The 26,801-nt window shown below is 39.9% G+C and carries 27 protein-coding genes and 1 pseudogene; 2 read left to right on the forward strand and 26 right to left on the reverse strand.

The features are described from left to right. Nucleotides 1-151 precede the first annotated feature (151 nt). The 10 genes and pseudogenes from groL to STRDD10_RS04440 form a co-directional block, all read right to left on the reverse strand. Nucleotides 152-1,774 carry a chaperonin GroEL gene (gene groL, locus STRDD10_RS04395; RefSeq protein ID WP_067193450.1) on the reverse strand — a complete coding sequence of 541 codons (1,623 nt, stop codon included), beginning with the start codon at nt 1,772-1,774 and terminating at the stop codon, nt 152-154. A 92-nt stretch (nt 1,775-1,866) separates the two neighbouring features. Continuing rightward, nucleotides 1,867-2,148, reverse strand: a complete 282-nt coding sequence (gene groES, locus STRDD10_RS04400; protein ID WP_067193452.1) for a co-chaperone GroES — start codon at nt 2,146-2,148, stop codon at nt 1,867-1,869. A 447-nt stretch (nt 2,149-2,595) separates the two neighbouring features. Beyond that, nucleotides 2,596-2,991: a single-stranded DNA-binding protein gene (locus STRDD10_RS04405; protein ID WP_067193454.1), complete on the reverse strand. Its 396-nt coding sequence runs from the start codon at nt 2,989-2,991 to the stop codon at nt 2,596-2,598. A 66-nt stretch (nt 2,992-3,057) separates the two neighbouring features. Continuing rightward, on the reverse strand, nt 3,058-3,681 hold the full coding sequence (ytpR, locus tag STRDD10_RS04410) for a YtpR family tRNA-binding protein (protein WP_067193456.1): 624 nt from the start codon (nt 3,679-3,681) through the stop codon (nt 3,058-3,060). A gap of 31 nt (nt 3,682-3,712) precedes the next feature. Further along, complete coding sequence (locus STRDD10_RS04415; RefSeq protein WP_067193458.1) at nt 3,713-4,237, reverse strand: hypothetical protein; 525 nt, start codon at nt 4,235-4,237, stop codon at nt 3,713-3,715. 3 nt (nt 4,238-4,240) lie between these two features. Continuing rightward, nucleotides 4,241-4,555, reverse strand: a complete 315-nt coding sequence (locus STRDD10_RS04420) for a thioredoxin family protein (RefSeq protein ID WP_067193460.1) — start codon at nt 4,553-4,555, stop codon at nt 4,241-4,243. A gap of 2 nt (nt 4,556-4,557) precedes the next feature. Beyond that, nucleotides 4,558-4,842 carry a DUF4651 domain-containing protein gene (locus STRDD10_RS04425; protein ID WP_067193751.1) on the reverse strand — a complete coding sequence of 95 codons (285 nt, stop codon included), beginning with the start codon at nt 4,840-4,842 and terminating at the stop codon, nt 4,558-4,560. Nucleotides 4,843-4,978: 136 nt separating this feature from the next. Then, nucleotides 4,979-5,890: pseudogene (locus STRDD10_RS04430) on the reverse strand (type II restriction endonuclease). An 87-nt stretch (nt 5,891-5,977) separates the two neighbouring features. Next, nucleotides 5,978-6,790 carry a DNA-methyltransferase gene (locus tag STRDD10_RS04435; RefSeq protein WP_082782039.1) on the reverse strand — a complete coding sequence of 271 codons (813 nt, stop codon included), beginning with the start codon at nt 6,788-6,790 and terminating at the stop codon, nt 5,978-5,980. Further along, the gene (locus STRDD10_RS04440; protein ID WP_067193465.1) at nt 6,780-7,634 is read right to left on the reverse strand and encodes a DNA adenine methylase; all 855 of its coding nucleotides are present in this window, start codon (nt 7,632-7,634) and stop codon (nt 6,780-6,782) included. The genes STRDD10_RS04435 and STRDD10_RS04440 overlap by 11 nt, the downstream gene beginning before the upstream one ends. 101 nt (nt 7,635-7,735) lie before the next feature. Between STRDD10_RS04440 and pepA the strand changes: the two genes are divergently transcribed. Beyond that, nucleotides 7,736-8,800: a glutamyl aminopeptidase gene (gene pepA / locus STRDD10_RS04445; protein WP_067193467.1), complete on the forward strand. Its 1,065-nt coding sequence runs from the start codon at nt 7,736-7,738 to the stop codon at nt 8,798-8,800. Nucleotides 8,801-8,993: 193 nt separating this feature from the next. Here pepA and STRDD10_RS04450 read toward each other — a convergent pair whose 3' ends face one another. The 6 genes from STRDD10_RS04450 to STRDD10_RS04475 form a co-directional block, all read right to left on the reverse strand. After that, a complete protein-coding gene (locus STRDD10_RS04450) occupies nt 8,994-10,184 on the reverse strand; it encodes an acetate kinase (RefSeq protein ID WP_067193469.1) in 1,191 nt (396 codons plus the stop codon). A gap of 53 nt (nt 10,185-10,237) precedes the next feature. Next, complete coding sequence (locus tag STRDD10_RS04455) at nt 10,238-11,194, reverse strand: class I SAM-dependent methyltransferase (protein ID WP_067193471.1); 957 nt, start codon at nt 11,192-11,194, stop codon at nt 10,238-10,240. A gap of 168 nt (nt 11,195-11,362) precedes the next feature. Then, nucleotides 11,363-12,454, reverse strand: coding sequence for a DUF6287 domain-containing protein (locus tag STRDD10_RS04460; RefSeq protein WP_067193473.1), 1,092 nt, complete (start codon nt 12,452-12,454; stop codon nt 11,363-11,365). 148 nt (nt 12,455-12,602) lie between these two features. After that, entirely contained in the window at nt 12,603-13,217 is a 615-nt protein-coding gene (locus STRDD10_RS04465; RefSeq protein WP_067193475.1) for a DUF6287 domain-containing protein, read from the reverse strand. 72 nt (nt 13,218-13,289) lie between these two features. After that, nucleotides 13,290-13,937 (reverse strand): hypothetical protein, encoded by a 648-nt coding sequence (locus tag STRDD10_RS04470; RefSeq protein ID WP_067193477.1) that lies wholly within the window; start codon nt 13,935-13,937, stop codon nt 13,290-13,292. Between the two features lie 102 nt (nt 13,938-14,039). Beyond that, entirely contained in the window at nt 14,040-15,167 is a 1,128-nt protein-coding gene (locus STRDD10_RS04475; RefSeq protein ID WP_067193478.1) for a G5 domain-containing protein, read from the reverse strand. A 263-nt stretch (nt 15,168-15,430) separates the two neighbouring features. On the opposite strand from STRDD10_RS04475, the gene STRDD10_RS04480 reads away from it, so the two are divergent. Continuing rightward, nucleotides 15,431-16,336, forward strand: a complete 906-nt coding sequence (locus tag STRDD10_RS04480) for a helix-turn-helix domain-containing protein (RefSeq protein ID WP_067193480.1) — start codon at nt 15,431-15,433, stop codon at nt 16,334-16,336. A gap of 868 nt (nt 16,337-17,204) precedes the next feature. Here STRDD10_RS04480 and comGG read toward each other — a convergent pair. The 10 genes from comGG to rpoC all read right to left on the reverse strand — a co-directional run bounded on the left by comGG (nt 17,205) and on the right by rpoC (nt 26,717). Next, nucleotides 17,205-17,639, reverse strand: a complete 435-nt coding sequence (gene comGG, locus STRDD10_RS04485) for a competence type IV pilus minor pilin ComGG (protein WP_197458300.1) — start codon at nt 17,637-17,639, stop codon at nt 17,205-17,207. Beyond that, nucleotides 17,620-18,057, reverse strand: coding sequence for a competence type IV pilus minor pilin ComGF (comGF, locus tag STRDD10_RS04490; RefSeq protein ID WP_067193482.1), 438 nt, complete (start codon nt 18,055-18,057; stop codon nt 17,620-17,622). Before comGF ends, comGG begins: the two co-directional genes overlap by 20 nt. After that, nucleotides 18,041-18,316, reverse strand: coding sequence for a competence type IV pilus minor pilin ComGE (gene comGE, locus STRDD10_RS04495; protein ID WP_067193484.1), 276 nt, complete (start codon nt 18,314-18,316; stop codon nt 18,041-18,043). Before comGE ends, comGF begins: the two co-directional genes overlap by 17 nt. Nucleotides 18,317-18,324: 8 nt before the next feature. Continuing rightward, complete coding sequence (gene comGD, locus STRDD10_RS04500) at nt 18,325-18,759, reverse strand: competence type IV pilus minor pilin ComGD (protein WP_067193754.1); 435 nt, start codon at nt 18,757-18,759, stop codon at nt 18,325-18,327. Next, entirely contained in the window at nt 18,719-19,045 is a 327-nt protein-coding gene (comGC, locus tag STRDD10_RS04505) for a competence type IV pilus major pilin ComGC (RefSeq protein WP_067193486.1), read from the reverse strand. The genes comGD and comGC overlap by 41 nt, the downstream gene beginning before the upstream one ends. After that, entirely contained in the window at nt 19,042-20,076 is a 1,035-nt protein-coding gene (gene comGB / locus STRDD10_RS04510) for a competence type IV pilus assembly protein ComGB (RefSeq protein ID WP_082782041.1), read from the reverse strand. The genes comGC and comGB overlap by 4 nt, the downstream gene beginning before the upstream one ends. Continuing rightward, on the reverse strand, nt 20,006-20,947 hold the full coding sequence (gene comGA, locus STRDD10_RS04515) for a competence type IV pilus ATPase ComGA (protein WP_067193487.1): 942 nt from the start codon (nt 20,945-20,947) through the stop codon (nt 20,006-20,008). Before comGA ends, comGB begins: the two co-directional genes overlap by 71 nt. Nucleotides 20,948-21,012: 65 nt before the next feature. Next, nucleotides 21,013-21,381, reverse strand: a complete 369-nt coding sequence (locus STRDD10_RS04520) for a DUF1033 family protein (protein ID WP_067193756.1) — start codon at nt 21,379-21,381, stop codon at nt 21,013-21,015. A gap of 158 nt (nt 21,382-21,539) precedes the next feature. Next, a complete protein-coding gene (locus tag STRDD10_RS04525; protein WP_067193489.1) occupies nt 21,540-22,985 on the reverse strand; it encodes a glycoside hydrolase family protein in 1,446 nt (481 codons plus the stop codon). 84 nt (nt 22,986-23,069) lie between these two features. Beyond that, nucleotides 23,070-26,717 (reverse strand): DNA-directed RNA polymerase subunit beta', encoded by a 3,648-nt coding sequence (gene rpoC / locus STRDD10_RS04530; protein WP_067193491.1) that lies wholly within the window; start codon nt 26,715-26,717, stop codon nt 23,070-23,072. Nucleotides 26,718-26,801 lie beyond the last annotated feature (84 nt).

The raw sequence follows: 26,801 nt of genomic DNA on the forward strand, positions 1-26,801 counted from the left end.
ATAAGGGGATTAATGTCTGAATTTGAATTAGTGAAATGAATCTAGCTTCCTCACATATCCCTTGGAACCTATCTAAAAATCCCTTGAGTCAGATTGAACTCAAGGGATTTTCTTTCATAAGGACTAACCCATCCTTTTACTCTGCTTTACCTTACATCATTCCACCCATCATGCTTGGATCCATTGCTGGAGCTGGACTAACTGGTTCTGGCTGATTTGCGACAACAGCTTCTGTTGTGAGGATAAGGCTAGCAACTGAAGCTGCATTTTGTAGAGCCGAGCGACTGACCTTAACAGGATCGATAATTCCTGTTTCAATCATGTTGACCCACTCTCCTGTTGCAGCATTGAAGCCTGTACCAACTTCTGCGTTCTTCAAACGATCAATGATGATTGACCCTTCAAATCCTGCATTATGCGCGATTTGACGAACAGGTTCTTCCAAAGCACGAAGAACAATGTTCCGCCCTGTCGCCTCATCTCCATCTAGTTCAAGAGCAGCAACAGCTGAGAGAGTATTGACAAAGGCTGTACCACCACCAGATACAATTCCTTCTTCCACAGCTGCACGAGTTGCATTCAGTGCATCTTCAATACGAAGTTTCATTTCCTTAAGCTCTGTCTCTGTTGCAGCACCCACCTTAATAACAGCCACACCACCTGACAATTTCGCTAAACGTTCTTGCAATTTTTCACGATCAAACTCTGATGTTGTGGTTTCGATTTGAGACTTGATAACGGCTACACGATTTAAGATTGCTTCTGGATTTCCAGCACCCTCTACGATAACAGTGCTGTCCTTATCAACCGTAACTTTAGCAGCTTGCCCGAGTGCTTCAATAGTGGCATCTTTTAGCTCTAAACCAAGATCCTCCGTAATAACTGTACCACCCGTCAAGATAGCGATGTCTTCCAACATAGCCTTACGACGATCACCAAATCCTGGCGCTTTAACCGCAACTACGTTAAAGGTTCCACGGATTTTATTGAGAACCAAGGTTGGTAGTGCTTCTCCATCCACATCATCTGCGATGATCAAAAGTGGACGATTGCTTTGAAGAATACTTTCCAAAAGTGGCAAGATTTCTTGGATATTTGAAATCTTCTTATCCGTGATTAAGATATATGGGTTTTCAAGATCAGCCACCATCTTTTCATTATCCGTTACCATATACTGTGAAAGGTAACCACGGTCAAACTGCATGCCCTCAACCACATCTAACTCGGTTTCCATTCCCCGAGATTCCTCGATTGTAATGACTCCGTCATTTCCAACTTTTTCCATCGCTTCTGAAATGTATTCTCCAACTTTCTCAGAACGAGAAGAAACTGCTGCAACTTGAGCGATCGCTTCTTTACCAGATACAGGCTGAGCAATAGTTTTAAGTTCTTCTACTGCTGTTGCCACTGCTGTTTCAATCCCACGACGAATGCCAATTGGATTTGCCCCAGCAGTCACGTTTTTAATCCCTTCACGTACAATCGCCTGTGTTAAAACAGTAGCCGTAGTCGTTCCATCACCTGCAATATCATTTGTTTTTGAAGCCACTTCACTGACAAGCTTAGCTCCCATATTTTCAAAATGGTCTTCTAGTTCAATTTCCTTAGCAATCGTTACCCCATCATTTGTAATTAATGGCGAACCAAAGGATTTTTCTAAAACAACATTCCGCCCCTTAGGACCGAGGGTTACTTTAACAGTATCTGCTAAAATATCAACTCCACGCACCATTGCAGAGCGTGCATCTGATGAAAATTTAATATCTTTTGCCATACGTTTCCTTCTTTCTATCTTACATATTCATAAAATGCCATTCCAACTCAGAACAATTAAGTCTTAACGTCATGGGACATCCTATTTTTGTATTAGTCAATAATTGCAAGAATGCTTGCTTCACCAACGATAAGGTACTTTTCATCCCCATCCTTGACATCTACCCCAGCATGGCTCTCAACTAAAACCCGGTCTCCCACGCTCACGCTTGGTTCAACTAACTCACCTGTCAGTGTACGAGCACCAACGCCTGTAGCGATCACTTCTGCAATCTGAGTCTTGTCCTGAGCTGCACCTGCAAGGACAAAAGCACCTACAGTTTGTTCTTTTTCTTCAACTTTTAAGACCACACGGTCTCCTAATGGTTTTAACATCGTATTTCCTCCATTATTTACCTCGTTAGATGGCAAGAGCAACCCTACAAATGCTGTTCTTCCTTCTCAAGAGGATTAGCACTCTTTGATATTGAGTGCTAACTTATGTTTCTATTGTATCACTTGGTCAGAAATAGTCAAGAAAAAACTCTGCCTTTTTGGCAAAGTTTTTAATGAATATTCATATAGACCAGTTTTGCTTATGGATACAAACGCAAAAGTTAGGATAGAAGATTAGAGGGAGATTAAAATTGAATTCAGAGAGATCCCCCATAAAAAGCAAGAACCCGAGAGAGCAGAACTTATCTGATGATAATACTGACAAGGGAAAGCTATTCTTATTTATTTTTAGAGAGATATTTTAAGGAGAGTCCTATTGGACGAAGGGAGCTAACTTATACGTTTTCACCAATTCACATACCAAACTAGTCTTACTTTCAACAATTATTAAAAGGGAAGTTCTTCTTCTTCCAATACAAGATCCGCCAAATCTTGGGTAAGATTATTTTCTCTCATTGCACGTTGTGCACGGCTCTCTAACAATTGGAATCCATTACAAAGGACTTCTGTCACATATTGCATCTGTCCATTTTTCTCATAACGACGGGTACGAATTTCACCATCAACCGATATAAGACTACCCTTACTAGCATAACTTGCCATTGTTTCAGCTAACTTTCCCCAGACTACTAGGTTCACAAAGTCTGCTTCACGTTCTCCATTTTGCCCTTTAAATCGACGATTCACAGCAAGCGTTGCACGGGCAACTGATTTATCATTGCTGGTTTTAGTAACTTCAGGTGTTGAAACCAAGCGACCGATTAAAATAACTTTATTATACATATGATGTCCTCCTACTTAATTATTCGCAGAAAAATAAAAAAGTTGCTTTTATTTGCAACTTTTTTATTATGCAGTCCAATGTTTTTCAGGATCAAAAGCCTCTCCGACTACTGCTGAGTCATCAAGTTCAATAATACCACGTTTTTGTGGGGCATTTGGAAGTGCCAACTCACGTGGGGCACACATCATACCATAACTATCTTCACCACGAAGTTTTCCTGGGAAGATAAGGGCACCGCTAGGCATCATAGCACCAGGAAGAGCTACGATAGTTTTAAGACCAAGCGCTGCGTTTGGTGCTCCTGCAACGATTTGGACCTTCTTATCACCGATGTTCACTTGGCAGATGTTCAGGTGGTCACTGTCTGGATGTGCAACCATTTCATCAATTTGTCCAACCACAAAGACTGGACCTTGTATGTTTTCCAAACGCTCTTCAAAGCCCTCTTTAGCCAATTCCTCGTTCAAAATAGCTACATCTTGGTCTGACAAGAAAACTTGACCGTTACCTTCAATATCAATGAGGCTTGACGCTTCAAAAATATTCCAAGCAAGAGTCTTGCCTGTTTCATCAGCTGTGACACGCGCCACTTTACCTTTACGTTCTACGCTACGTTTGATGTCCTTAGTATCTTCCAAGATAACCAACAAAACGTCACCAACTTGTTCCTTATTGTATGCAAAAATCATGGGTTCTCCTTCAATGGTTCTTTTATAGATTTTAAAATCGACTGACATGCAAAGAATCGTCATTACTACCATAGCGATAACTAATCTTGTCAATTTTCCAGTCACTCTCTGTTAACTTTACGATAAATTGTTTATGGTACCAAAAGTCATTCCCATAAGAAAATTCGAGAAACATCTTAGCCTTACTCTTCATAATAAACTTAACTCGACAGGGCTCTAACACAAAATCATAGGTGCCTGGAGAACCAAAAGAAGCTGAAAAACCTCTTTTATAACAGTTGTCAGTCAAGTGTTTTTGAGCTAAAGGAGTCAACTTCTCTTTAAATTCATCAAATAACTCCATTTCTCCAGGAATAGTTTGATGTGTAGGAAGATTATTTTCCTTTTTGTAGGTGTTTATTTCTTGGTGTTTTAGGAAGATATCACTTTCAATTTTGGAATGCTCTACTAAAACTTGGCATAATTCTTCGATGATCTCCTCATTTTTTTCTGTCAGATACCTTTCTTTAGTTTCTGAAATATCAAGAGAGAAATTAAGAAAATGATTGATTTTCATCTTTTAAATCTCCGACAAAAAGGCATTGATTTCTTCTTTGGTTTTACGAGCTTTATTGACCAAGCGTCCCAATTCCTGACCTTTTTGAGTCACGACAAAACTTGGAATACCAAAGATATTCCAAGTTTGTGCCAAATCCATATAATCATCACGGTTAACACGCACAAAGGTCATATCTGGATGGAGGGCTTCAATTTCAGGCATAACGGGATAGATGAACTGGCAGTCTGGACACCAATCAGCAGTGAAAAAGAAAACCACCTTTTGAACACTTTCAACATAGCTTGCCAATTCTTCAAGATTCTTAGGAATAATCATGCCTACTCCTCCTCATAATGCAAAATTCCGTCCTCATAGACAAAACTGTAGTGGCGACCATCCTCAAATATCACACCACCCTCTAAGAGACTATCATCACTCTTATAAAGTTCTACGTAAAGAGTCGCAATCACTCCCATATCCAAAAAGAGTTGCCTGATTTCAGCTACCATCTCTTCTTGTTTCTGAGCCCGCTTTTTATCTTCTACTATTTTTTTCCCTGCATAAGCAGCTACCCCTAACCCAGCTAGAGCAAGAACAGACGCCACTATTTTTTTTGATTTCATGGGACTATTGTAACATAAATTTGTAACCTTTTCCAACACTTTAATCAAGGTAGCTAGCAAGATAAATTCATTAAAATAATTTAGTAAGTGAATTAGTATAGATTATGTTTAACACCAACTTATGCGATTCAAATTTTTAATCAAGGTCGAATAATTCAAACAAAAATCCATCTTTCAGCATTTCTAAATTAAAAATATTGGTAATATGTCCAAATGCCTCTGCTAGAGGTAAATGAGCAATTTTCCAACCTAGTCCATCCGTAACCCAAACAAACTCAACATCATCTAAAGAAGTCCTGACAAACTGACTTAATTCCGTAAACTCTCCTGCAACCGCCTTGAGTTTACTTCCACCTCCACCATAATAATTGGTTTCAATCAGCCATACTTTATGTCTTTCTTTAGAATAAACAGCCATATCAAAGCGACGCTGAGATTTATCAACTGGAACTTCTATATTCCAATATTCTTTAATGAAAGATGCTGTGGCTTGAGCTTTAAACTCCAATTCATACGGTTGACAAACTTTTGCAACGCTACGTTCAAGAATACCTTCCATAGTTCCACCACTACGATTTTTTCAAGCATTGCTATCTAATCCTGTTTCCACCCCATAAACATAATCAACCAAAGAACGATTGGCATGAAGTTGTAAAAATTCTAGCAAACCAGCTTGCTCTATAAAATTCAGGTAGTCGTTTAATCTGCTAGTATCTATTTTTTTAAAGTTCAATTGCTCAAAAGACATGTTATCGTCATTATCTATCGTCAGAATATCCAAAACCTTTTCACGACTAGCAATCAAACTTGGCACCGCTTTTAGCAAGTCCGGTTGATTTTGAAATAATTCTAACGCAATATTATAAATATCTTCTTTACCAATTAGATAATTTAATGTATTCAGTTCTAATTCAAACTTCCTTGTTTCTCGTTCAACTTTTCTCCAGTTAACATAATACTCTGGGGTTCGGTTGGTCACGGAAAGGGTGTTTAAAAATTGTTGCAGACGTTCTTCAGGTGAAGAACTGATGTAATCTTGAAAATTCATTTATTTACACTCCTGTAAAAATAATCACCATTTGCTTTAAATCCCAAAAATTTCAACTCAAGACCAAATTCTTTATAAGTAGTATACTCACCTGTATGAAGCATATGTTTCTTTTTCAATCCTCGATTTCGCTATTTCCAAATATTCTTTTTCAGCATCAATTCCAATAAACCGTCTGCCTAAGCGTTTAGCAACAACTCCCGTTGTTCCACTACCGACAAATGGATCTAAGACATAGTCCCCCTCTTTGGTACTTGCTAAAATAATGCGTTCTAATATATATTCTGGTTTCTGTGTTGGATGTTTTCCAGCCCATTTTTCAGTTTTTTTAGTCAGAGCACCTGTCCAGACATCCTTCATCTGTTTGCCGCCATTTATCTCCTTCATCAAGTCATAGTTATAGTAATGCTTGGCTTTCTTATCATCCTTACGGGCCCACAGTATTGTTTCCGTAGAATGAGTAAAATAACGACAAGATAGATTAGGAGATGGATTGGTCTTCTGCCACGTGATATTGTTGAGGATTTTAAATCCCTCTTGTTCTAAAGCCATGCCAACTGAATAAATATTGTGCAAACTTCCTGAAATCCAAATAGTTCCATTAGGTTTTAAGACTTCTTTAGCTAGTCTTATCCAGCGACGATTAAAATCATGTTTTTCTTCCAAAGAAGAAATCTTATCCCAAGCACCTTTATCAACCGACACAACTTGGCCACCAGAATTAGAAATACCACCATTACTCAAAAAGTAAGGTGGATCAGCGAAAATCATATCCATGCTTTCAGGTTTCATCTGTGATAAGAGTTCAAATGTATCTGCATGAACCAAAATAGCCTTGTCTTTATGATAGTATGGTTCTGTCATTAAAACACCTCCATACTTATATTCGTTATTTTTCATAATTGGTTACGATAATCTCCGAAATTCTCCCACGACTAGAGGATTTTGCACCATTTGTTCGAGTTGTCTTAACATAATGGATATGAAACTCTTGGTACAATTCCTCTACTAATGGACTAGAGGAATTTGACAACATGACATAGGCTCCTTTATTACTCAATCGTTTAAAAGCATTCCTTAAGCGTATTTGATCCTCATAAGAAAAACCTTCATGGGTATAAGAAGTAAAGGCACTGGTTTCAGATAATGGTATATAAGGTGGGTCAAAATAGACAAAATCACCTGTTTGAACATCCTCAATCGCTTTTTCAAAATCACCTGTTTGAATGGTCACATGATTGTTGTTAAGATACTCTGAAATAGCTAGAATTAAATCGCTATCCACAATTTTAGGATTTTTATAACGACCGTAGGGAACATTAAACTGATTTTTAGAGTTTACTCGATAAAGGCCGTTAAAATCTACTCGAAGCATATACATAATTCGAGCAGCACGTTCCATATCTGACATCTGCTGTATGCGCCCGTCTCGGTCGGCTGCACGTAAATCTAAATAGTACACTTTGCTATTATTTTCTTGATGTATGGTCAACAATTCAATCAGTATTTCTGGATTGTCTTTAATTTGTTGATAGCAATTAATCAATTCCGCATTAAAATCATTGATAAAAGCTTTCTGTGGAGTTAAGTTAAAAAATAAAGCTCCTCCACCAACAAAAGGTTCATGATAAGCATTGTAAGAAGTTGGCATAAGTGACTTGATGATGGGTAATAGTTGACGTTTTCCACCAGTCCATTTGGTGAATGGCTGTAAAACGACCTTACTTGTTAATATTGATTTCATGATTTTATTATAACATTAAAACTAGACCGGTACAAACAGAATATTTCCCCTACCAAATTCTCATAAAAAGTGGTAAAATGGGGTCAGAAAGAAGGTAAGATATGACAGATTTATTTTCTAAAATCAAAGAAGTAACTGAAATCCCTGCTATTTCAGGTCATGAGGCACCTGTGAGAGACTACTTGCGTACTCAACTCACACCTCATGTAGATGAAATCCTAACCGATGGCTTAGGAGGCATCTTTGGAGTAAAACACGCACAAGTGACAAATGCACCTCGTATACTGGTTGCAGCTCACATGGATGAGGTCGGTTTTATGGTCAGCGAGATTAAGCCTGACGGAACTTTCCGTGTGGTTGAGATTGGGGGATGGAATCCTATGGTCGTGAGTAGCCAGCGGTTCAAACTCTTCACTCGTGATGGACGAGAAATTCCCGTGATTTCAGGTTCCGTTCCTCCACACCTGACTCGTGGCGCAGGGGGACCTAGCTTGCCTGCTATTAGTGACATCGTTTTCGATGGTGGATTTGCAGATAAAACAGAAGCAGAAAACTATGGTATCCGACCAGGTGATACCATCGTTCCAGAAAGCACTGCTATTCTAACAGCTAACGGTAAGAACATTATATCTAAAGCTTGGGACAACCGATATGGAGTTCTTATGGTGTCTGAACTAGCCAAAAATCTCTCCGGACAGACACTAGGTAACGAACTTTATGTCGGTGCTAATGTCCAAGAAGAAGTCGGTCTGCGTGGAGCTCACACGGCTACTACTAAGTTTGACCCTGAAATCTTTCTCGCAGTAGACTGCTCACCAGCTGGTGATGTCTATGGCGGTCAAGGAAAAATTGGGGAGGGTACCCTTCTTCGTTTCTTTGACCCAGGTCACCTGCTTTTGCCAAACATGAAGGACTTCCTCCTCACTACTGCAGAAGAAGCCGGTATCAAGTACCAGTACTACTGTGGCAAGGGTGGAACTGACGCGGGGGCTGCCCATCTCAAGAATGGCGGTGTGCCTTCTACTACCATCGGTGTCTGTGCACGCTACATCCACTCTCACCAAACCCTCTATGCTATGGATGATTTCTTAGAGGCTCAAGCCTTCCTCCAAGCTTTGGTCAAAAAACTAGACCGCTCTACTGTGGATCTGATTAAGAATTACTAGATAGACAAAAAAAGGCTGGGACAATAGTCTTCAGCCTCTAAATGAGTTCAGTAACAAACTGATAACGCAGTAGATGGTTGGACTCTTTCTTCGCTTTTCAAGATCGTAAGAGCTCCTAATCATCCTTGCGGGAGTGGTACAGAACTAAAAATTTTCAATTTTTAGTTCTGTACCACTCCCTTTATTGTTTATTCTATTTTTTCAATCGTTCCACATCACGCGCGATAACTAGTTCCTCATCCGTAGGAATAACGAGAACACGCACCTTTGCATCAGGAGTAGAGATATCGCCTTCAGCACCTCGAACATTTTTTTCTGGGTCCAGTTCACAACCGAACCAAGAGATGCCTGAAATCACATCCTCACGTACTAGGACCGAATTTTCTCCAATTCCCGCTGTAAATACAATGGCGTCTGCACCATTTAAGACAGCTAAGTACTGACCAATGTATTTTTGGATCCGATCCACAAACATTTGATGAGCTAAAATCGAAGAATGATCATTTTCATCAATACCGGCTTCAATATCACGCATATCACTTGAACGACCTGAAACAGCTAAAATCCCTGATTCACGATTGAAGATGCGACTAATATCCTCAGCATGTTTGAAATCATCTGTATGTTCCATGAGATATGGGATGATAGCGGGATCGACATCACCTGTCCTCGTTCCCATCATTACACCACCAAGCGGAGTGAAGCCCATAGAAGTATCTACAGATTGTCCATGTTTGACTGCAGTGATAGAAACCCCATTTCCGATATGGCAAGTGATGATGTTCAATTCCTCAAGCGGACGACCTAAAACTTTAGCTGCTTCTTCTGCCACATACTTATGACTCGTTCCATGAGCACCATACTTACGAACTTTATTTTCTGTGTAGTATTTAGTCGGTAATGGATAGCGATATGCTTTCTCCGGCATTGTCGTATGGAAAGAAGTATCAAAGACAGCTACGCTTGTAATTTCTGGTAAAATCTCTTTAAAAGCACGAATTCCATCTGCATTTGCAGGATTATGAAGAGGCGCAAGCAAACTTAATTCTTGAATCTGCTCGAGAGCTTCTTCATCTATGATAGCAGACTCTTTGAAGTATTCACCACCAGCAACTACTCGGTGCCCCACTCCTGTGATCTCATCGTAAGATTGAATAATATCAAAACGGATCAAATCATCCAACAAAATTTTAACTGCTAGAGTGTGATCAGGAATATCGAGAACCTGTTTCTCCGAACGACCATCAAATTTTACAGTGGAAATCGAATCAGGAAGACCAATCCGCTCAATCAGACCCTTAGCGAGTACCTTTTCTTCTGGCATTTGGTACAATTGCCATTTAAGACTTGAACTTCCTGCATTGATTGCAATGGTTTTTGACATGTTACTACCTCTTTCAATAAAGCGTTTTCATCTCTATTATATCAAACTATTTCTTAAATTTCACTCTCTTTACACCATTTTTGAAAATTTTTCATAAACTTCATCATTTCTTCTTGATCTTGTAAAGACTGCAGAGGGTAAACAAAGGTTTCAATCTCTTGGTTCTCCTCTTGCTTTTTCAAAACAAACAAGGACTTCGCTTGAGAATTCGAACTAAAAATATTTTCTGGTAACGTAATAATAGCTAGAATTTGTGCTTCCTTCCTTAACCAAGTCTTCAATAAGTCACCTTGTTCACTGCTTAAAAGATTATTGGGAGCCAAGAAAATGGCTAAACCATCCTGTTTTAGATATTTAAGTCCTTGCTCCATCAACAAATGATGGGCATATGTATGACCGATTTTACTTGCCACTGCATAACGAGATGCGATGATATCATCTGGATAATAACCAATAGGTAAATCACTCACGATAACATCACTTTCCTTGAGCATTTGAGGTCTTACGGCATCTGCTTGGACAAAGTGAACCTTACTTCCCATTACTTCTGCCATGCTAGCCGATAAGTCAATCAACAAATCATCCAGTTCCAAGCCTAAATAATCGAGATTTTTTATAGACTGATTGACCAAGGTCTGGGATAGATTTCCAGTTCCTGAACCGATTTCCAACACATCTAGATCTTTCTTTACCACCAACTGCTCCATGATAAAGACGATTAAAAAAGCAATCGCATCCGGAGTAAACTGATGATTTGCTTGTAAGGGTTCCGTCTGAGCTGCTTTTATCAATACAAATTGATAAGCTCGTCGCCACTCTTCCTTACGCAAAGCCAAGCGTTTCAGTTCTTGGTTATTTTTAGTGATGATTTCCAACTCACTTTTTTGCTCTATATAAGCTACATTTTGCTCAATCAAAGCGTCATAAAAGCTGGTCCCTAAAACGTTTTGAATGTTTTGCACATTTTCTAATAATAATTCGTATGCTTGTTCAATTTTTTCAAAATCCATGTCTCTATGATAGCAAATTTTAGAGGTTTTGGCTATAAGAAAGGGAAATCGTCACGCCACACATATAAAAAATAAACCTCCCTAGTTGACTAAAAAGGCAATTTTTTATATGTGATTACCATGAAAATGATAGATGTTTATCTCCCCATTAGGATTTGTAAAGAGTCACTATTTCACACGATAGTAAAAATACTCGGCTGGATAAACAGGAGTTGGTGGACTGACATAGATTCGATCTCTACTACTGTCTGAAGAATCTACACTAGGATCATCTGAAAGCGAAACTCCTGCTGGCAAGAAGAACATTCCTGAAGTACCTGCTGAGTTTGGCTCAGCTGTGCCAATACTTGCCGTAAGAAGACCATCTCTAATCCCACCAAATCGTATCATCAAATCACTATCAACTAACCCCTTGGCATCAAAGGTCAGCGGATAGTCTCCTGTCCCTCTCTCCCAAGTACCAGCAATACTAGAAAAATCTCCAGTAGCAATGGCATTAATATCCATTCCTGTTGCGTTAGTGGATTCTGCTTTTGTAGCACTTGATTCAGAGGCAGTTGATGTTGAGCTACTTGATTGCGTCTCTTGCTCAAAATCCTTCCAGTCAAACTTGGCCACATCCACTTGACTAGCTGAAATACCCAAAATCTGCTCTGCTGTTTCCTCACCACCTATTTGATAAGTAGCTTCCTTATCTTGCTTTACTCCCTCTTTGGTAAAGGTATAAAGTTTCAAAGTCATCTCAGGCTTTGTGGATTGTCCACTAGCATAAGAAACCTGACCATTATCATAGATGGCAAGACCAGAACGCCCCCCACCAACAGAACCAACGTAAGCAACATGTAGTAACTCAGGTTGTGCGTCTTTTAGATAATAGATGGCTGATAAATAATCATCCTCACCAACTAAGAGTTCATCTTGATCGTCCTTATTCAGATCAACAAAGGCATATTGTAAATCAGGTACACGACTAGAATCTGCAAAGTTATAGATAAGCTCAGACTCACCTGTAAACTCTCCAAGTTTACCCAGCTCTTCTTGCAAAGCAGGACGATTCTTAGCTTTCAAGGCAGATAAGTAGTTCTTATAGCGGTCCAAAACTGGTTGATAGTGAGCTTGCCCTGTATCTTTTACCTCTTTCTTAGAGCTTGACACTTCTGTACTGGAATTGCTAGATTGCGTTTCTATTTGTTTGGTTCCGCAGGCGGTTAGAGAGAGTAGTGCGAGACTTGCCAATAGTATACTTAGATATTGTTTCATATTTTTCTTTTCTATTGTTTGTTTTTTTATTTCAATAGTTATCAATCCACTTTATAATAGTAGTCATCTGCAGTTGGAATGCCATTACTTTTCGTCATACGAACTCTACTTGAATCCGACACTTGTTCCATACCGTGATTCCAAACTCCTACAGGATAGATAATAAAAGTTCTCCTCCAACTGGGGTATTAGTAAAAGAAACACCTGTTCCCAGATAACCATCCTTAATAGAGAACTTGCCTAGTATAAAGTCATCCGATAGCAACCCATGCTTGTCAAAAATCAAAACCTCTCCCTTAGCATTACGCCAAGTCCCTGAAACACTTGAGAAATCTCCACTAACAATATCTTGCAAGTTCATTTCACCACTTGAAGATGTCGTAGTAGTTCCGTCCAGCCGGCTGGTAAACTCCAAAGCTATCCATCCCTGACCTGATTCGAGTTTTCCCCAAGTATAATCATCAGCAAATACAATCTCTATAATCGTATAAATACCTTGTGCAGCCATACCATTTTCTTGAGCTGTAGTTGATGGTTCTTTGCGAATACAGAGATTATCTACGCTGACCTTCACTTGGAACTTACTCTCACTTGACGTTGCTTGGCTATCTGAGCTAGTAGATTGGGAATCTTGCCCAGTATCCTTGCTCGTTGATGCTTGGGTTCTAGAACTGCTGGTCTGCGTCTTTTCCTGCTGGGTGCTACAGGCTGTTAACGTAAGAGCAGTTATAGTAAACAACAATAAATTTACAAACTTCTTCATACTGTCTTCCATATTATTTTTACACTTTTATTTTAAATACATGCAAACTAAAATAAAAATAGCTACAGACAATTACTTATTTAAACCATGCTTATAATTAAACGCGTGTGCTTCAATTTCTTCAATAGTATCAGGAAAACGTTGAACTAGTCTAGCATTCAAAAGTTTTTTCAGACTTTCCTGCTGAGTCAATTCTCCCATAGATAAAGCATTTCGGACATATTCTCGAATTTTCCAATATTGCCTTGCATCTTCCAGTAAAACTTTTTGAAATTTTTTGGGACGGGCAAATATCAATCTCACAACAATAATGAATACTGCTAATCCTATAATAGAACCCAAATCTGACCAACCAAATGGAACTGACAGTATCAATACAACAAATAATGCAATCCATGGATGCACTTTAACAAATGAAATTAATTTCTCAATAGAAAATTCTTTTGTTAAATTTTGAAAATCATTCTGCACATCTGATATATTGACAACTGACACTTTAGTTGGAAAGGGATAGACTCTATTTTCCAATTGTCCATCTACTTCTAAATGACATAAGTCATCACGAATAATTGGATCAAAAAACTTTGCTTGATAATTTTTTACCTTATTTTCAGCATGCTCTTCAGCAGCTGTTAATGTTTTTTGGATACCTATCTTGGTTGCAACATGCCCCAATGTCAATCCAGAACTAACTTTCAATGAATCGGTGAATAATCCCATTTTATACCTTTTTTCCTTTAATACTTTACTATATCGTTCTACCCCAAACAAAGACTATCTCAGGAGTTCTCTCCCAAGATAGTCTCTTGTTGGAGCTAGTTTTTATTTCTCACTTTTATTTCTTTTCAAAACAACAAAAGCGACAACTGCAAGGAGCACTCCTCCTACGATAGCAGCGATTGAAAGTTGCTCACCTGTGTTTGGTAGGGATTTTTTGCTCTTGTTGTCAGTAGCTTTCTTATCGTTTGACTCTGCTGTCTTGGCTTGACTGCTTGAGATTGATGTGGTTCCGTTTGGATCTTTATCCTCATCTTTTGAGCTTGCTTGTGTTGATGTCGGGGATTGAGTAGAGTTTGAGCTGCTTGTCTTAGTCGAGCTTGTAGACTGACTGGAGCTGGAGCTCGTTGGCGGGGTGACCTTATCGTCTTTTTTACCCTTATCAGACGTACTTGGTGGTGTGACAACCGTTTCTTTGGTGCCCACGGCTACAACTTCTACCACTGGTTCTTTGGTAATAGTTTCGGAGATGACTTCCTCACTGGTTACTTTTCCACCTACCAAAGTTTGGCGTACTTTGACAGTCTTTTCACCATTTACACCTGCAGTCGTTACTTTCTTTTCACCTTTTGATAGGGTAGCATCTTCAACTTCGGTGCTCACATAAGGAATAGCCTCTGTTTTTTCCACCACGTTTGTCTCTGTCTTTGAGAGCGGTGCATACTCATACTGATCGTTCATACCAAAGTCAACTGAGCCAGTTACATGGTATTTTTTATCCGTACCAGTTCGATTTACAATCTCGTCAATTTCAAAACGGTAGTTCCCAGCCCGTGATTTAGAGTAATCGTCCAGTTTATATGGGTCTCTTTCAGTACCAGACAGACGAAGCATCCAGACTTTTTCATAAACTCTTGCTGGATTTATAGTAAAGCCCATACCCTGCTTATCCGTAGCCAAAATAGGGGTCTTGCCATTTAGGTAAGAAACACGAATGTTGGTAAGGTAAAGATATGATAGCCCAAGGTCAGTATCAGGCTTGATTTGAAAAACAATGCGATTTTGAGCATCACGGGTAACTGTGATATCCAACTTAACTTCTTGGATGTCTTGAGCAACAGTGGTAACATCAGATGAAGTTGAAGTCGTATCATCTGCCAGAACAGGTGCAAATCCTGCTGTGGCAAGAGTCAAAACCGCGAGGGTTGTGTATAAAACTTTTTTCGTTTTCATTCAAAAACTCCTTTAAAATTTATTAACAAATTTAGGTAGACTAGGTTTTAGTATATCTCCAAAATCCTAGCTATCCATATAATCATACCAAAAACTCAATTCTTAAAATGCCATTTTTAATCTATAGGTTCTTTTTTCTTCAAAACCGGCAAAATTCATACATTTTTTTTTTGAAACTATAGTAACAATTTATAGCCATTTCGTTCAAGATTAAGGTATAATCTATTTTAGAGATATAAAAAATTAGGAAGTATTTTTATTATATGAGTAACTTGTACCCATTTGGAAAAACATTTAAAGAACTTCGGGAAAGCAGAGGATTGAGTCTTAAAGAAGCATCTGGTAACGTTGTTTCACCTCAATTTTTAAGTCGTTTTGAAAAGGAGGAAAAAGGTATTTCTCTTGAAAACTTTAGTCGCCTCCTCATCGTTCTAGGAATAGAATGGAGTGACTTCACCTCAGCTTATGCCGACAATGGTGGAGATTGCTTAGAATTACTACAAATAGAATTTGCTAAGAACGTCAAGAATGAAGAAGATATTATCAAATACATGCCTGAATATGAGAAACTATTTGATACTTATCTCACCGATAATCCTCTCCAAGGTGATATGCTCCTAAAAGTTATCAAACTTGGGCATTATCCAACCATCTCAAAATCCGATAAAACTATTGAAAAAATTCAACCCATCATTAATCACTTGATGAAATTAGAGACATTTAACAGTACGGAATTATCAATCTACACAGTTATCGTTAATCATTGTCCAATAACATTGGTAGAGCATATGTCCAAACAGTTACTGTTTATGTACAAGCAGAGCCACACCATCGATACCTACATAAAAATTTTAAATGCTATAACATTCACCGCCAAGCATTTTTCTGAACAAGGATACTATAACAAATCCGACGAAATCATTCAGTCGGTCAAAAAATTACAAACCTTTGAGCGAGGGTATCTAGCGGTACCACTCATGTTTTTAGAAGTTGAACATGTATATAACCAATTTCGGTGGAATAAACGTGAGGCTATTCCCTTAGCCAAAAACATGCTTAACTATCTTGAGAGTGCAAAATTTATCGATCAAAACTACTATTCTAATTTTATCAAAGCATTTACCTACCACTGCCATAAGCTAAACAAAACAGGTATTGATTTATTTTAAATTCAAACAGTTCTTTAGCTAAAAATTACTCTATATATAATTTCTATATGGATTTTTGAAAAACTCTCAAGAGCTATCTTGCCTTTCTAAGTAAATCATGCTATACTAGGTATAGAAAAAGGAGCTGGATTGCAGTCCAACTCCAAGCAGAACCGTTGAAGACGGTAGCTAAGTTTAACTGATTTATTAGAATAAACCGTCTAACTAGCCAAAGTTATAGACGGTTTATTTTTTACGCAACATATCGATAACCAATCTGATAATCTCGATCACAACAATGGTGAATGCAAAGATTACAGAAATAATCTCGTATGCAGTCAAAAGCCCTGCTCCTTTCCGTTGGATTTTTCTGCCTATCCTCATAGGCATCACCTCTTTAAAGATTGGAGCTACCGTCTTTTACTTTTCTGCTACTCCACTATACAATAAAAATCGCAAAAACGCAACTTAGCGATTCAGATTCAACCGAAAACAACCGCTAAGCGATTTCCTTAGCGGTTATGTTATTAGAGGCAGAATTAACCCACTCACTCCTCTAAAATATCATCATAGTTGGTCAACTCATCTAAAAAATTAACCTCAATGATGTAGCATGAAAGACCATCTATCCGTCTTTCAACTCCACAATGAGGTGAATCTCGTCATATTCCTGAGATATACAGTTTTTTAGTTTACTTTTAGTACTAGGCAGCGAGTCGCAGACATAACTTGAATTAGGCAAGACGAGCTAACAACGTAATAAAAGATAAACTAAAAGACTGTAAAAGCAAAACACTCCAAGGCTGGGTAGTATTCAAATTCGTAGTCAGCTAGTTTTACAATCTTATACATAGAAAGCCTCCTTTTGTAAGCGTTTTATACTATTGTACTATTTTTCGCTGGAAGACTCAATCTTTTCCTGCTGTTTGGTGTCTGCTGTCGGGCTAGTTGTAACCTTTTCCTTGCTTTCTTCGGCTGGCTGGTCCTCTTTCGTTTTCTCAGCCTTTTTCTCGTCGTTTTCCTTGGATTTCCCCTCTTCCTTTTTAGGGAAATGAAAAACATAGCTCCGTCCCGTCTGCAGGTCCACCTCGACCTTGGTGGTCTGCTTATCTATCTGGACTTGACTGGTGCCGAGATTGTAGTTGCCTGCCTCTTTTTGAGAGAGGGTGGCAAGAGCATAAGCCGTCACTTTTTCTTGCTCTAGGACTAGATTTCTCTGTGTTGCTACTTGGCGATTGAGGTAAAAGCCCAGCACCAAGCTAAAAATTGCCACCATGAGCAGGGCATAAAGGAGCACACCTGCCTTAACTTTTTTCTTCCACACGATAAACAAACTCCCTTTCTAACCCCTGCTCAAACTGAAAATGAAAATGGAGAATCTGTCCCTCCTTCTCCACACTAGCAGACCGGAGTCCCTTGACCATGGGCTGGTAGCCCTGTCCCTTATCGTTGGTTTTACGAAAGTCATCCGCTCGCGAAATCCCTAGAGAAATAGTATTGCCAGCCTGCTTGAGATAGACACGATTCCCCTCTAGTTTGACAAACTCACTGCGGGCTAATTCCTGATCCAGCTGGTCTGCAAAAAGCAACCAATCTTTTTCTACTCGCTGATGTTGGTACTGAAGCTCTGCCGATAAGAGTTGGGTCATGGATTGAAATAAAAGCAGTCCACCACTAATCACAAGCAACGCAACAATCGCTTCTAGGAGTGTAAAAGCTCGAACCTTAGTTTTTAACAACATGAACAAGCTCCCTTCCATTTTCAAAAACCTGCACAGCTCGCTCCGTCCGCTGAACTTCTACTGTAACACCATTGAGAGATAAACTGGACTGCCTCGTCTGCAAAGCCATCTGAGCCACACGCAGAACTTCCTCCTCACGCAAGATACGGCGCTCCTCTCGTCTAGCTTGATTAATTTGCCCGAGAAAGAGGGTGACCACGATGGAGAAAATCCCCAGTGCCACCAGTGATTCTAGCAAAATATAGCCCTTAACCTTCATACATCCTCCTACTTAACAGTCTCCGTCTTTTTAAACTTACCATTTCCCAGGAACAACTGATAATGTACCTGCTTATCTGGCAAGTCAAAAGAGATTTTTTTCAAAGATGAATTTCCCCCAGCACGATCAAAGTCGATGATCAGACCAGCAGGTGGAGCAACGCTATCTGGCACTGCCAAACTACTGACACTATTAGAAATCTCGCTTTTAGAAAATTGCAGATTCACTTTGGTCTGACTGCTAGCTGCCAATTGCTGGCTTTCCTTATAAAAGTGTTCAAACTCAAGGAGAAAGAGTTGTTCCTGCACTTTTGAAAAGGTTTGCTGTACGCCACCTGATAGGGCTAGTACCAAAAAGGAGACCACAAAAAGGGTCACCAAACTCTCAAGGAGAGTAAAAGCCTTAACTTGGAACTTTCTGACCAGAAGTAGATTTTCCAGCATTTTCATTATAAGACTTTGCTTGCTCATCTGAAATCATCCCTTCTTTTTGTAACTTATCTACAGTAGCTGAGTCATCATGGTTCAGATTATACAGTTCAGCTTGACTTTCGACAACTTTTATCACTGCCGCATGCCCCTTATCCTTAACAGCCTCTTTTTGCTTCGTTAAGTTTGGAACAAATAGCAACATCAATACACTGATGATAAGAAGAACGACCAACATTTCAACAAGAGTGAAAGCTTTGACGGTAGTTTTTTTAGCAGAAAGAAAGAATTTTTTAATCATAAGGAAACCTCCATACTTTGATAAATTGGCAGCAACATTGCTGCGTATAGTAAGACAATAACAAGGGCTACAAAGACAAAAACCAATGGTTGAATGAGATTCATAGCACGATTAACTCGGTAGAAAAAGTTCTCCCAGGTCTTTTCAGAATAAACAGCTAGTTCACGTCCTAGCTTTGATTTAACCTCTCCATACTCGATGAATAAAGCCAACTCTTCCGTAAAAAAAGGATAGGTCGCAATCTTTTTGGAAAAAGACTGCCCCTTTTGTAAAGCCTCCTCCATATCCTGACCAATTTCTCGAAAAAGTTGAGACTTTTGCGTTTGCATCAACTGAAAAATTTGCGATAATTCCAATCCCTGTTCCATCATACTTCCCCATTCACCAGCATAGTAGGCAGTGAGGTAGTTTTTAACATATTGAGATAAGAAAGGCAATCTCGCTAGAAGGGTCATAAAACGTATGCGAGATAGGCGTCGGATAAAAAACAACGAAAATATACTACCCAAGAGGATTAGCACCAAAGTCCCCATAAAAAGCTGTGGAAAAATAGAGATAAGCTGTGTAGCGATATTGTGACTATCCAGCTGAGGAAGCAAATAATTCCTCAAGCCCAACATAATTAATACTAGAAAACCAAGTAAGATAATCGGATACGTTCCAACTTCAATCAATTTTTTCTTGACCTTACTCATCTGATCTAAGTAATCTTCTAATTTTAATAGGCTAAGTTGCAAATTCCCATGCAATTCAGCCAAAGACAACTGTGTGATGACACTTTCAGAAAATCCTAAATTGTCCATTATATCTGAAAAAGATTGACCTAAAGACAAGCCTCCATGCATCTTATCCACATAAGACTGATCCAAAAGACGACTTTTCCCCAAGAAATCCACAATTTCCGCTAGGTGAAATCCTGACGAAAAAAGATTATTAAACAAACCGATAACCTTTTTTTGCTTAGCTGTGGATAATCTTTTCTGCTTCTGCTTGCCGAGGACTGATATGTCCTGCTGTAAGAAGCTGATCAATTTGACTATTCCACTTGGCTGTTGAGTGGTTTTGATAGTGTTGGTTGGCAAAATCGATAACACCTCCTCCTCCAACTAGGCGTTGATAACAGACGCCCTGTAAAACTGTCGATAATTCCTCAGAACTAACCCCAAGCTCCAACAAACGCTCATAAACTCCTGAAATACTCTTCGAATGAATAGTGGAGAAAACAGTTGCTCCTGTTAAACTTGCTCTCACCACAGCTCTAGCCGTTTCTACATCTCTTATTTCACCGATAATCAGTAAATCCGGACGATGACGAAGCGATAACTTAATCAGACTCTCATATGTCATTCCAATCGTTTCATTAAGCTGTAACTGAAGCATGTTTTCTTGCTTGATTTCAACTGGGTCTTCGATTGACATCACTTGTTGCTCTGCAAATACCGCTTGAGCTAAATGATGCATGAGAGTTGTCTTTCCACTTCCCACTGGACCTGAAAAAAGATAGAGACCTCTTCTATGAAACTGTTCTTTTAATGTATTGATGTCTTCAAACCAGAAATGAAGTTTTTTCTGCTGATCATGCAATAAGCGGATGACTAAACTCTCTAGACCACGATAATCTCCTACCGTTGATAAACGAAGAGAACTTAATGACGAATCTATTAGATAATCACATGAACCTAGTTGACTACGACGTTTTTCACCGACGTTCATACCAGCCATAAACTTGAAATGACTAATCACTGCTGCCATTTCTTCAATATTACGCTTTCCAATAAACTGACGTTCATCCCCAATACGCATATAAAGCTCATAGTTGTCTTCTTTCGGAATAAAATAAATATCTTGTGCTTCTTTTTCACGTCCCATCTTGATAATGGCTTGTGCTATCTCTTTTACCATATCTCCCTCCTTCATATTATCTATTCGCAGAGAATTTTAAAAAAATAAAAAGGCTTAGAAATATTCTAAGCCTTTAGCTTTATTTTACAAAGACGATGTGGTAGGTCACCGTTAGCCTTACTATAACCAGGTCTACATTTACTATCAGGAATACGTCCATCATCCTCTAGAAGAGCTAAAGAATGATACTGCTGGAGATAATCGTCACACTCTTCGCACCAGCGTTGATCCTTCGTATCCCAGAAAGCCGACATCAAATCACTCCTACTCTTTAGATAAGGATATCTTCTAGCTTTTTGAATCCATAATTTCTTATAATACTTTAGGGCTTCATAGTAATCATCAAAATTGCGACTACTGACAATGTCCTCTTCCCAGCCATCTATTAGCCACCAAGCCTCATAATCGCCATACATTTCAATTATTCTATACATACTCATACATTCCTTGTAAGGAGTATTATAGCGAAAAATCAGGCAAAAAGGAACTGATTTGTTTATATTTTTTGCATCCAAGCAAAAAGAGCTAAGAGCAAAGGCTCCTAACTCTAACATATCTTTATCGAGCTAAAAGACGATGATAAGATTACTCCTTAACGCTCATGTTTTCCACGATAGGTCATTGCTACAAATCCAGCTGTAATCAAGGTCACTAGACCAGTCATTAAAGCGGTTGATGAGCTTGTTGTAGCTGTATTTGGCAACACACTTGCGCGTTGCACTGGTACACCTTTACCTACTTTGTCCCCTTGTTTTGGTGTTTCAGGTTGTGGGACTGGAGTTGGTTGTGGTGTTGGGGTTGGATTTGGCGTCAAATCTTTATGTGGTTGGTGGTCTTTCAGATTGTATCCGATTAATTGCCAATCAACAATTTTATTCCCTTGTGGAGCTTGGATTTCTTGACGCAAGGTCAAATCAGCATCTAGCCTAATGTTTCTAGCTAAGGAGTAAGAACCTAAGGTATCTAGCAACTCTTTCTCAGCTGCTTCATCTACATGCACTCCTTTCGCTGTGTAATTCCAATTTCCTATCCATGCAAGAGCAATCAGCTCCGTATTCGACTGAGAAAGATCTGCCGTTCCACTAAAGTTTGCGCCGTAAAAGTCCGAACCTGCATCCAATCTCAGCGTTTCCTTTTCAGCATGAAAGAGGCCGTGTTCGTCAACTCTTCCAACAGTGTAATAAGTCCCTGTTGTCTCCCCCTTACTAGCATCCTTTGCTCCAAAAAAGAGAACCTGCTTTTGGCGACCATCTGGCAAGACCATAGTTTTAATGACTGGACACTCGACAGGTGCATTCCCTGTCCAATTTCTACCATTAAAAAATGTTTCTGGAAAAATCTTTGACATCCCATTTCCATCAGCTAATTGCCATGTTAGACCATCATCGGAACGATAGACTCCTATATAGTCACCCTCAGCTACATACATATAAAAGTCGTTCTTCAATCTAAACACATACGGGTCACGAAAGTCCGTTTGATTTTCTGCTTGACTGGCATCAAGGAGAAAGTCCCCATTATTTAGGATTTTTGTGAAGGTTTCTCCGTTATCTTCTGAAGCAATTGCCCATACTGCTTGTTGTCCATTATCCTTTCTTTGTCCAGATAGATACGCTACCAGTTGACCATTTTTAGTCCCAGCTATCCGCCCATCACTTTGAATAATAGACCCTGTCCAGGCTGTTTTCCATCCTCTCTCTTCATCCCCTCCTTGACTCACTATTGCAGTGTTTTGTTTAGAAAAAGTGTAAAAATCTTTTGTCGTCGTATGGTACCAATCTTGACCACTTGGACCAAACGGGTTAGTAGCCCCATCTTTTGAATGTAAAAAGTAAAGATCATACACCTGCTTTTCTTCATTCCATATAATGGTTTGCAGATCATTTGACCACCCGCTTTCTACAGATAAATGATAAGAGGCCCTTAATGCTCTTTTATCATTTTTTTGATGATATTTCTGTATGGTCCACACAGACAACAAAAGTGCGAGAAATACGAAAAGAATAAAGATAGAAAATTTCATTTGTTTTTTACTCATATTTTATATTTGTTCACTCTAATCAAAAAGAGTTGAGAATAGATTGTCTCAACTCTGATTTGCCATTTTCTATGGCTGGTAATTTTATTTTTCAACAGTTTCTTCAGCTAATTCTTCTGCTGCGAATTCAGCTTCAAGCTCTTCAAGTGTTGTTACTTCATTGATTGATTTTGGCTCCAAGTTACGGTAGCGAGCCATCCCTGTACCCGCTGGGATAATCTTACCAATGATAACATTTTCTTTAAGTCCAAGGAGATGGTCTTTCTTACCACGGATAGCAGCGTCTGTAAGGACACGAGTGGTTTCCTGGAAGGAAGCTGCTGACAAGAAACTATTGGTTTCAAGTGAAGCTTTAGTAATTCCCATAAGAACTGGACGAGCTGTCGCAGGAACACCTCCAGCAATAAGAACATCACGGTTAGCATCTGTGAAGTCGTTGACATCCATCAAAGTTCCCATAAGAAGGTCTGTGTCTCCTGGATCCATAACACGAACTTTACGAATCATTTGACGAACCATTACTTCAATGTGTTTATCTCCGATTTCAACCCCTTGGCTACGGTAAACTTTTTGAACTTCCGCAAGCAAGTAAGTTTCAACAGACAAGACATCGCGCACTGCAAGGAGATGTTTTGGTTGGATTGACCCTTCAGTCAGAGCCGCACCACGAGCGATTTGATCACCCACTTCCACTTTCATGCGTGCCGTAAATGGTACCACGTATTCACCTTCACCTGTTGTTCCACGTACATAAACTTTCTTCGTACGAGTTGAAGCGTCTTCTTCGATAGCAGTTACTTCACCCTTAACCTCAGTGATGACCGCTTCCCCTTTCGGATTGCGAGCCTCAAAAATTTCTTGGACACGAGGAAGACCCTGTGTGATATCGGTGTTAGAGGCAACTCCTCCCGTGTGGAAGGTACGCATCGTCAACTGAGTACCAGGTTCCCCGATTGATTGAGCGGCAATAGTACCAACCGCTTCACCAACTTCGACCGCATCACCTGTTGCCAAGTTGATTCCGTAACAATGACGGCAGACACCGTGGCGAGTATTACATGTAAATACTGAACGGATAGTCACTTCCTCTACACCAGCATTGACAATCTCACGAGCCAAATCCTCTGTAATCAAGGTATCTGGACCAACAATGACCTCACCAGTTTCTGGATGTTTGACTGATTTCTTGGTGTAACGACCGTTGAGACGCTCTTCGAGGGACTCAATCATTTCCTTACCATCAGCGATAGAGCGAATAAGGAGACCACGATCTGTTCCGCAGTCATCTTCGCGGATAATAACGTCTTGGGCAACGTCAACCAAACGACGAGTCAGATAACCTGAGTCGGCAGTCTTCAAGGCCGTATCGGTCATCCCTTTACGGGCACCGTGGGTTGAGAAGAACATTTCCAAAACGGAGAGACCCTCACGGAAGTTTGACAAGATTGGCAATTCCATGATCCGTCCGTTCGGAGCGGCCATCAGACCACGCATTCCGGCAAGCTGGGAGAAGTTAGAGATGTTACCACGGGCTCCAGAGTCCATCATCATAACGATTGGATTCTTAGGATCTTGACTTTCAAGAAGACGAGCTTCCAATTTTTCTTTAGCCGTACGCCATTCGCCAGTAACAGCATTATAACGCTCTTCGTCTGTGATCATACCACGACGGAATTGTTTTGTAATCTGTTCTACACGTGAGTGAGACTCTTCGATGATTTCTGCCTTATTATCAATAACAGGGATATCAGCAATCCCCACTGTCAAACCAGCAAGGGTTGAATGGTAGTAACCAAGGTCTTTCAAACGGTCAAGCAAAGCAGATGTTTCTGTCGTACGGAAACGTTTGAAGATTTCAGCGATGATGTTTCCTAGATTTTTCTTCTTGAATGGTACGTTGAGTTCGAGCTTGCTGATGGCTTCTTTGATATCACTACCTGGTTCCAAGAAGTACTTATCTGGAACACCCTCTGTTAGGTTAGCATTGTTTGGTTCTTGCAGATATGGCAGGTCTTCTGGCATGATTGCGTTGAAGAGAATCTTACCAACAGTAGTCATCAAAACCTTGTGTTGTTGGTTTTCAGTCCAAGGTTTTTGCAGACTATCTGTTGCGATACCAACACGTGAATGCAGGTGAACATAACCATTGCGGTAGGCCATGACTGCCTCATCCGCATCCTTAAAGACCATGCCTTCACCCTCACGACCAGCTTCTTCCATAGTCAGATAGTAGTTACCAAGAACCATATCCTGAGATGGTGTTACAACTGGTTTCCCATCTTTCGGGTTAAGGATGTGCTCAGCCGCAAGCATTAAGATACGAGCTTCTGCTTGGGCTTCTTCAGACAATGGTACGTGGATAGCCATTTGGTCTCCGTCAAAGTCGGCATTGTAGGCTTCACAGACCAATGGGTGCAAGCGAAGAGCCTTACCATCAATCAGAACGGGCTCAAAGGCCTGGATTCCCAAGCGGTGGAGGGTCGGTGCACGGTTCAAAAGAACTGGGTGTTCTTTGATGACTTCTTCGAGAATATCCCAGATGCGCTCATCTCCACGATCTACCAAGCGTTTCGCTGCTTTCACGTTTTGCACGATATCACGCGCAACGATTTCTCGCATAACGAATGGTTTGAAAAGCTCAATCGCCATTTCACGTGGAACACCACATTGGTACATCTTAAGTGTTGGACCAACAGCGATAACAGAACGTCCTGAGAAATCAACCCGTTTACCAAGTAAGTTTTGACGGAAACGTCCCTGTTTCCCTTTGAGCATGTGGCTCAGTGACTTAAGTGGACGACTACCAGGTCCTGTGATTGGACGACCACGACGACCGTTATCGATAAGGGCATCTACGGCCTCTTGGAGCATCCGCTTTTCGTTTTGTACGATAATTCCAGGCGCGTTGAGTTCAAGCAAACGTGCCAAACGATTGTTACGGTTAATCACACGGCGATAGAGCTCGTTCAAGTCAGATGCAGCAAAACGTCCACCGTCTAACTGCACCATAGGACGCAAATCTGGTGGGATAACTGGCAGGATGTTGAGAATCATCCATTCTGGCTTGTTGCCAGATTTGTAAAAAGCATCCAAAACATCCAAACGACGAACTGCCTTAATTCGTTTTTGACCAGTAGCAGTTTTGAGTTCTTCTTTCAACTCAACAATTTCAGATTCTAAGTCAACCTGTTTGAGCAAGTCTTGAATCGCCTCAGCTCCCATCTTGGCAACGAAAGAACCAGGACCGTACTCACGCAAACGCTCACGGTATTCTCGTTCCGTCATAATCGATTTATGCTCAAGCGGAGTATCCTTTGGATCAATGACTACATAGGCTGCAAAATAGATGACTTCTTCAAGGGCACGAGGACTCATATCGAGAGTCAGACCCATACGAGATGGAATCCCCTTGAAGTACCAGATATGAGACACAGGGGCTTTTAACTCGATATGACCTAAGCGTTCACGACGCACTTTGGCACGAGTTACCTCAACACCACAACGGTCACAAACGATCCCTTTATAGCGGATACGTTTGTATTTCCCACACGCACATTCCCAGTCTTTTGTTGGACCAAAGATGACTTCATCAAATAGCCCTTCTCGTTCTGGCTTTAATGTACGGTAGTTGATTGTTTCAGGTTTCTTGACTTCTCCATAAGACCATGAACGGACCTTGCTCGGAGAAGCTAGGGTGATTTGCATACTTTTAAATCGATTTACATCAACCACTATTTCTTACCTTTCTTTACTTTGAATGTTACTTTGTGTTTCTGACAATTATTTCAAGTGACGAAAACATTCGAAACTGACTTA

Origin of the sequence: Streptococcus sp. DD10 (assembly GCF_001578805.1) — a bacterium.
In the GTDB taxonomy this organism is placed as follows: Bacteria; Bacillota; Bacilli; order Lactobacillales; family Streptococcaceae; genus Streptococcus.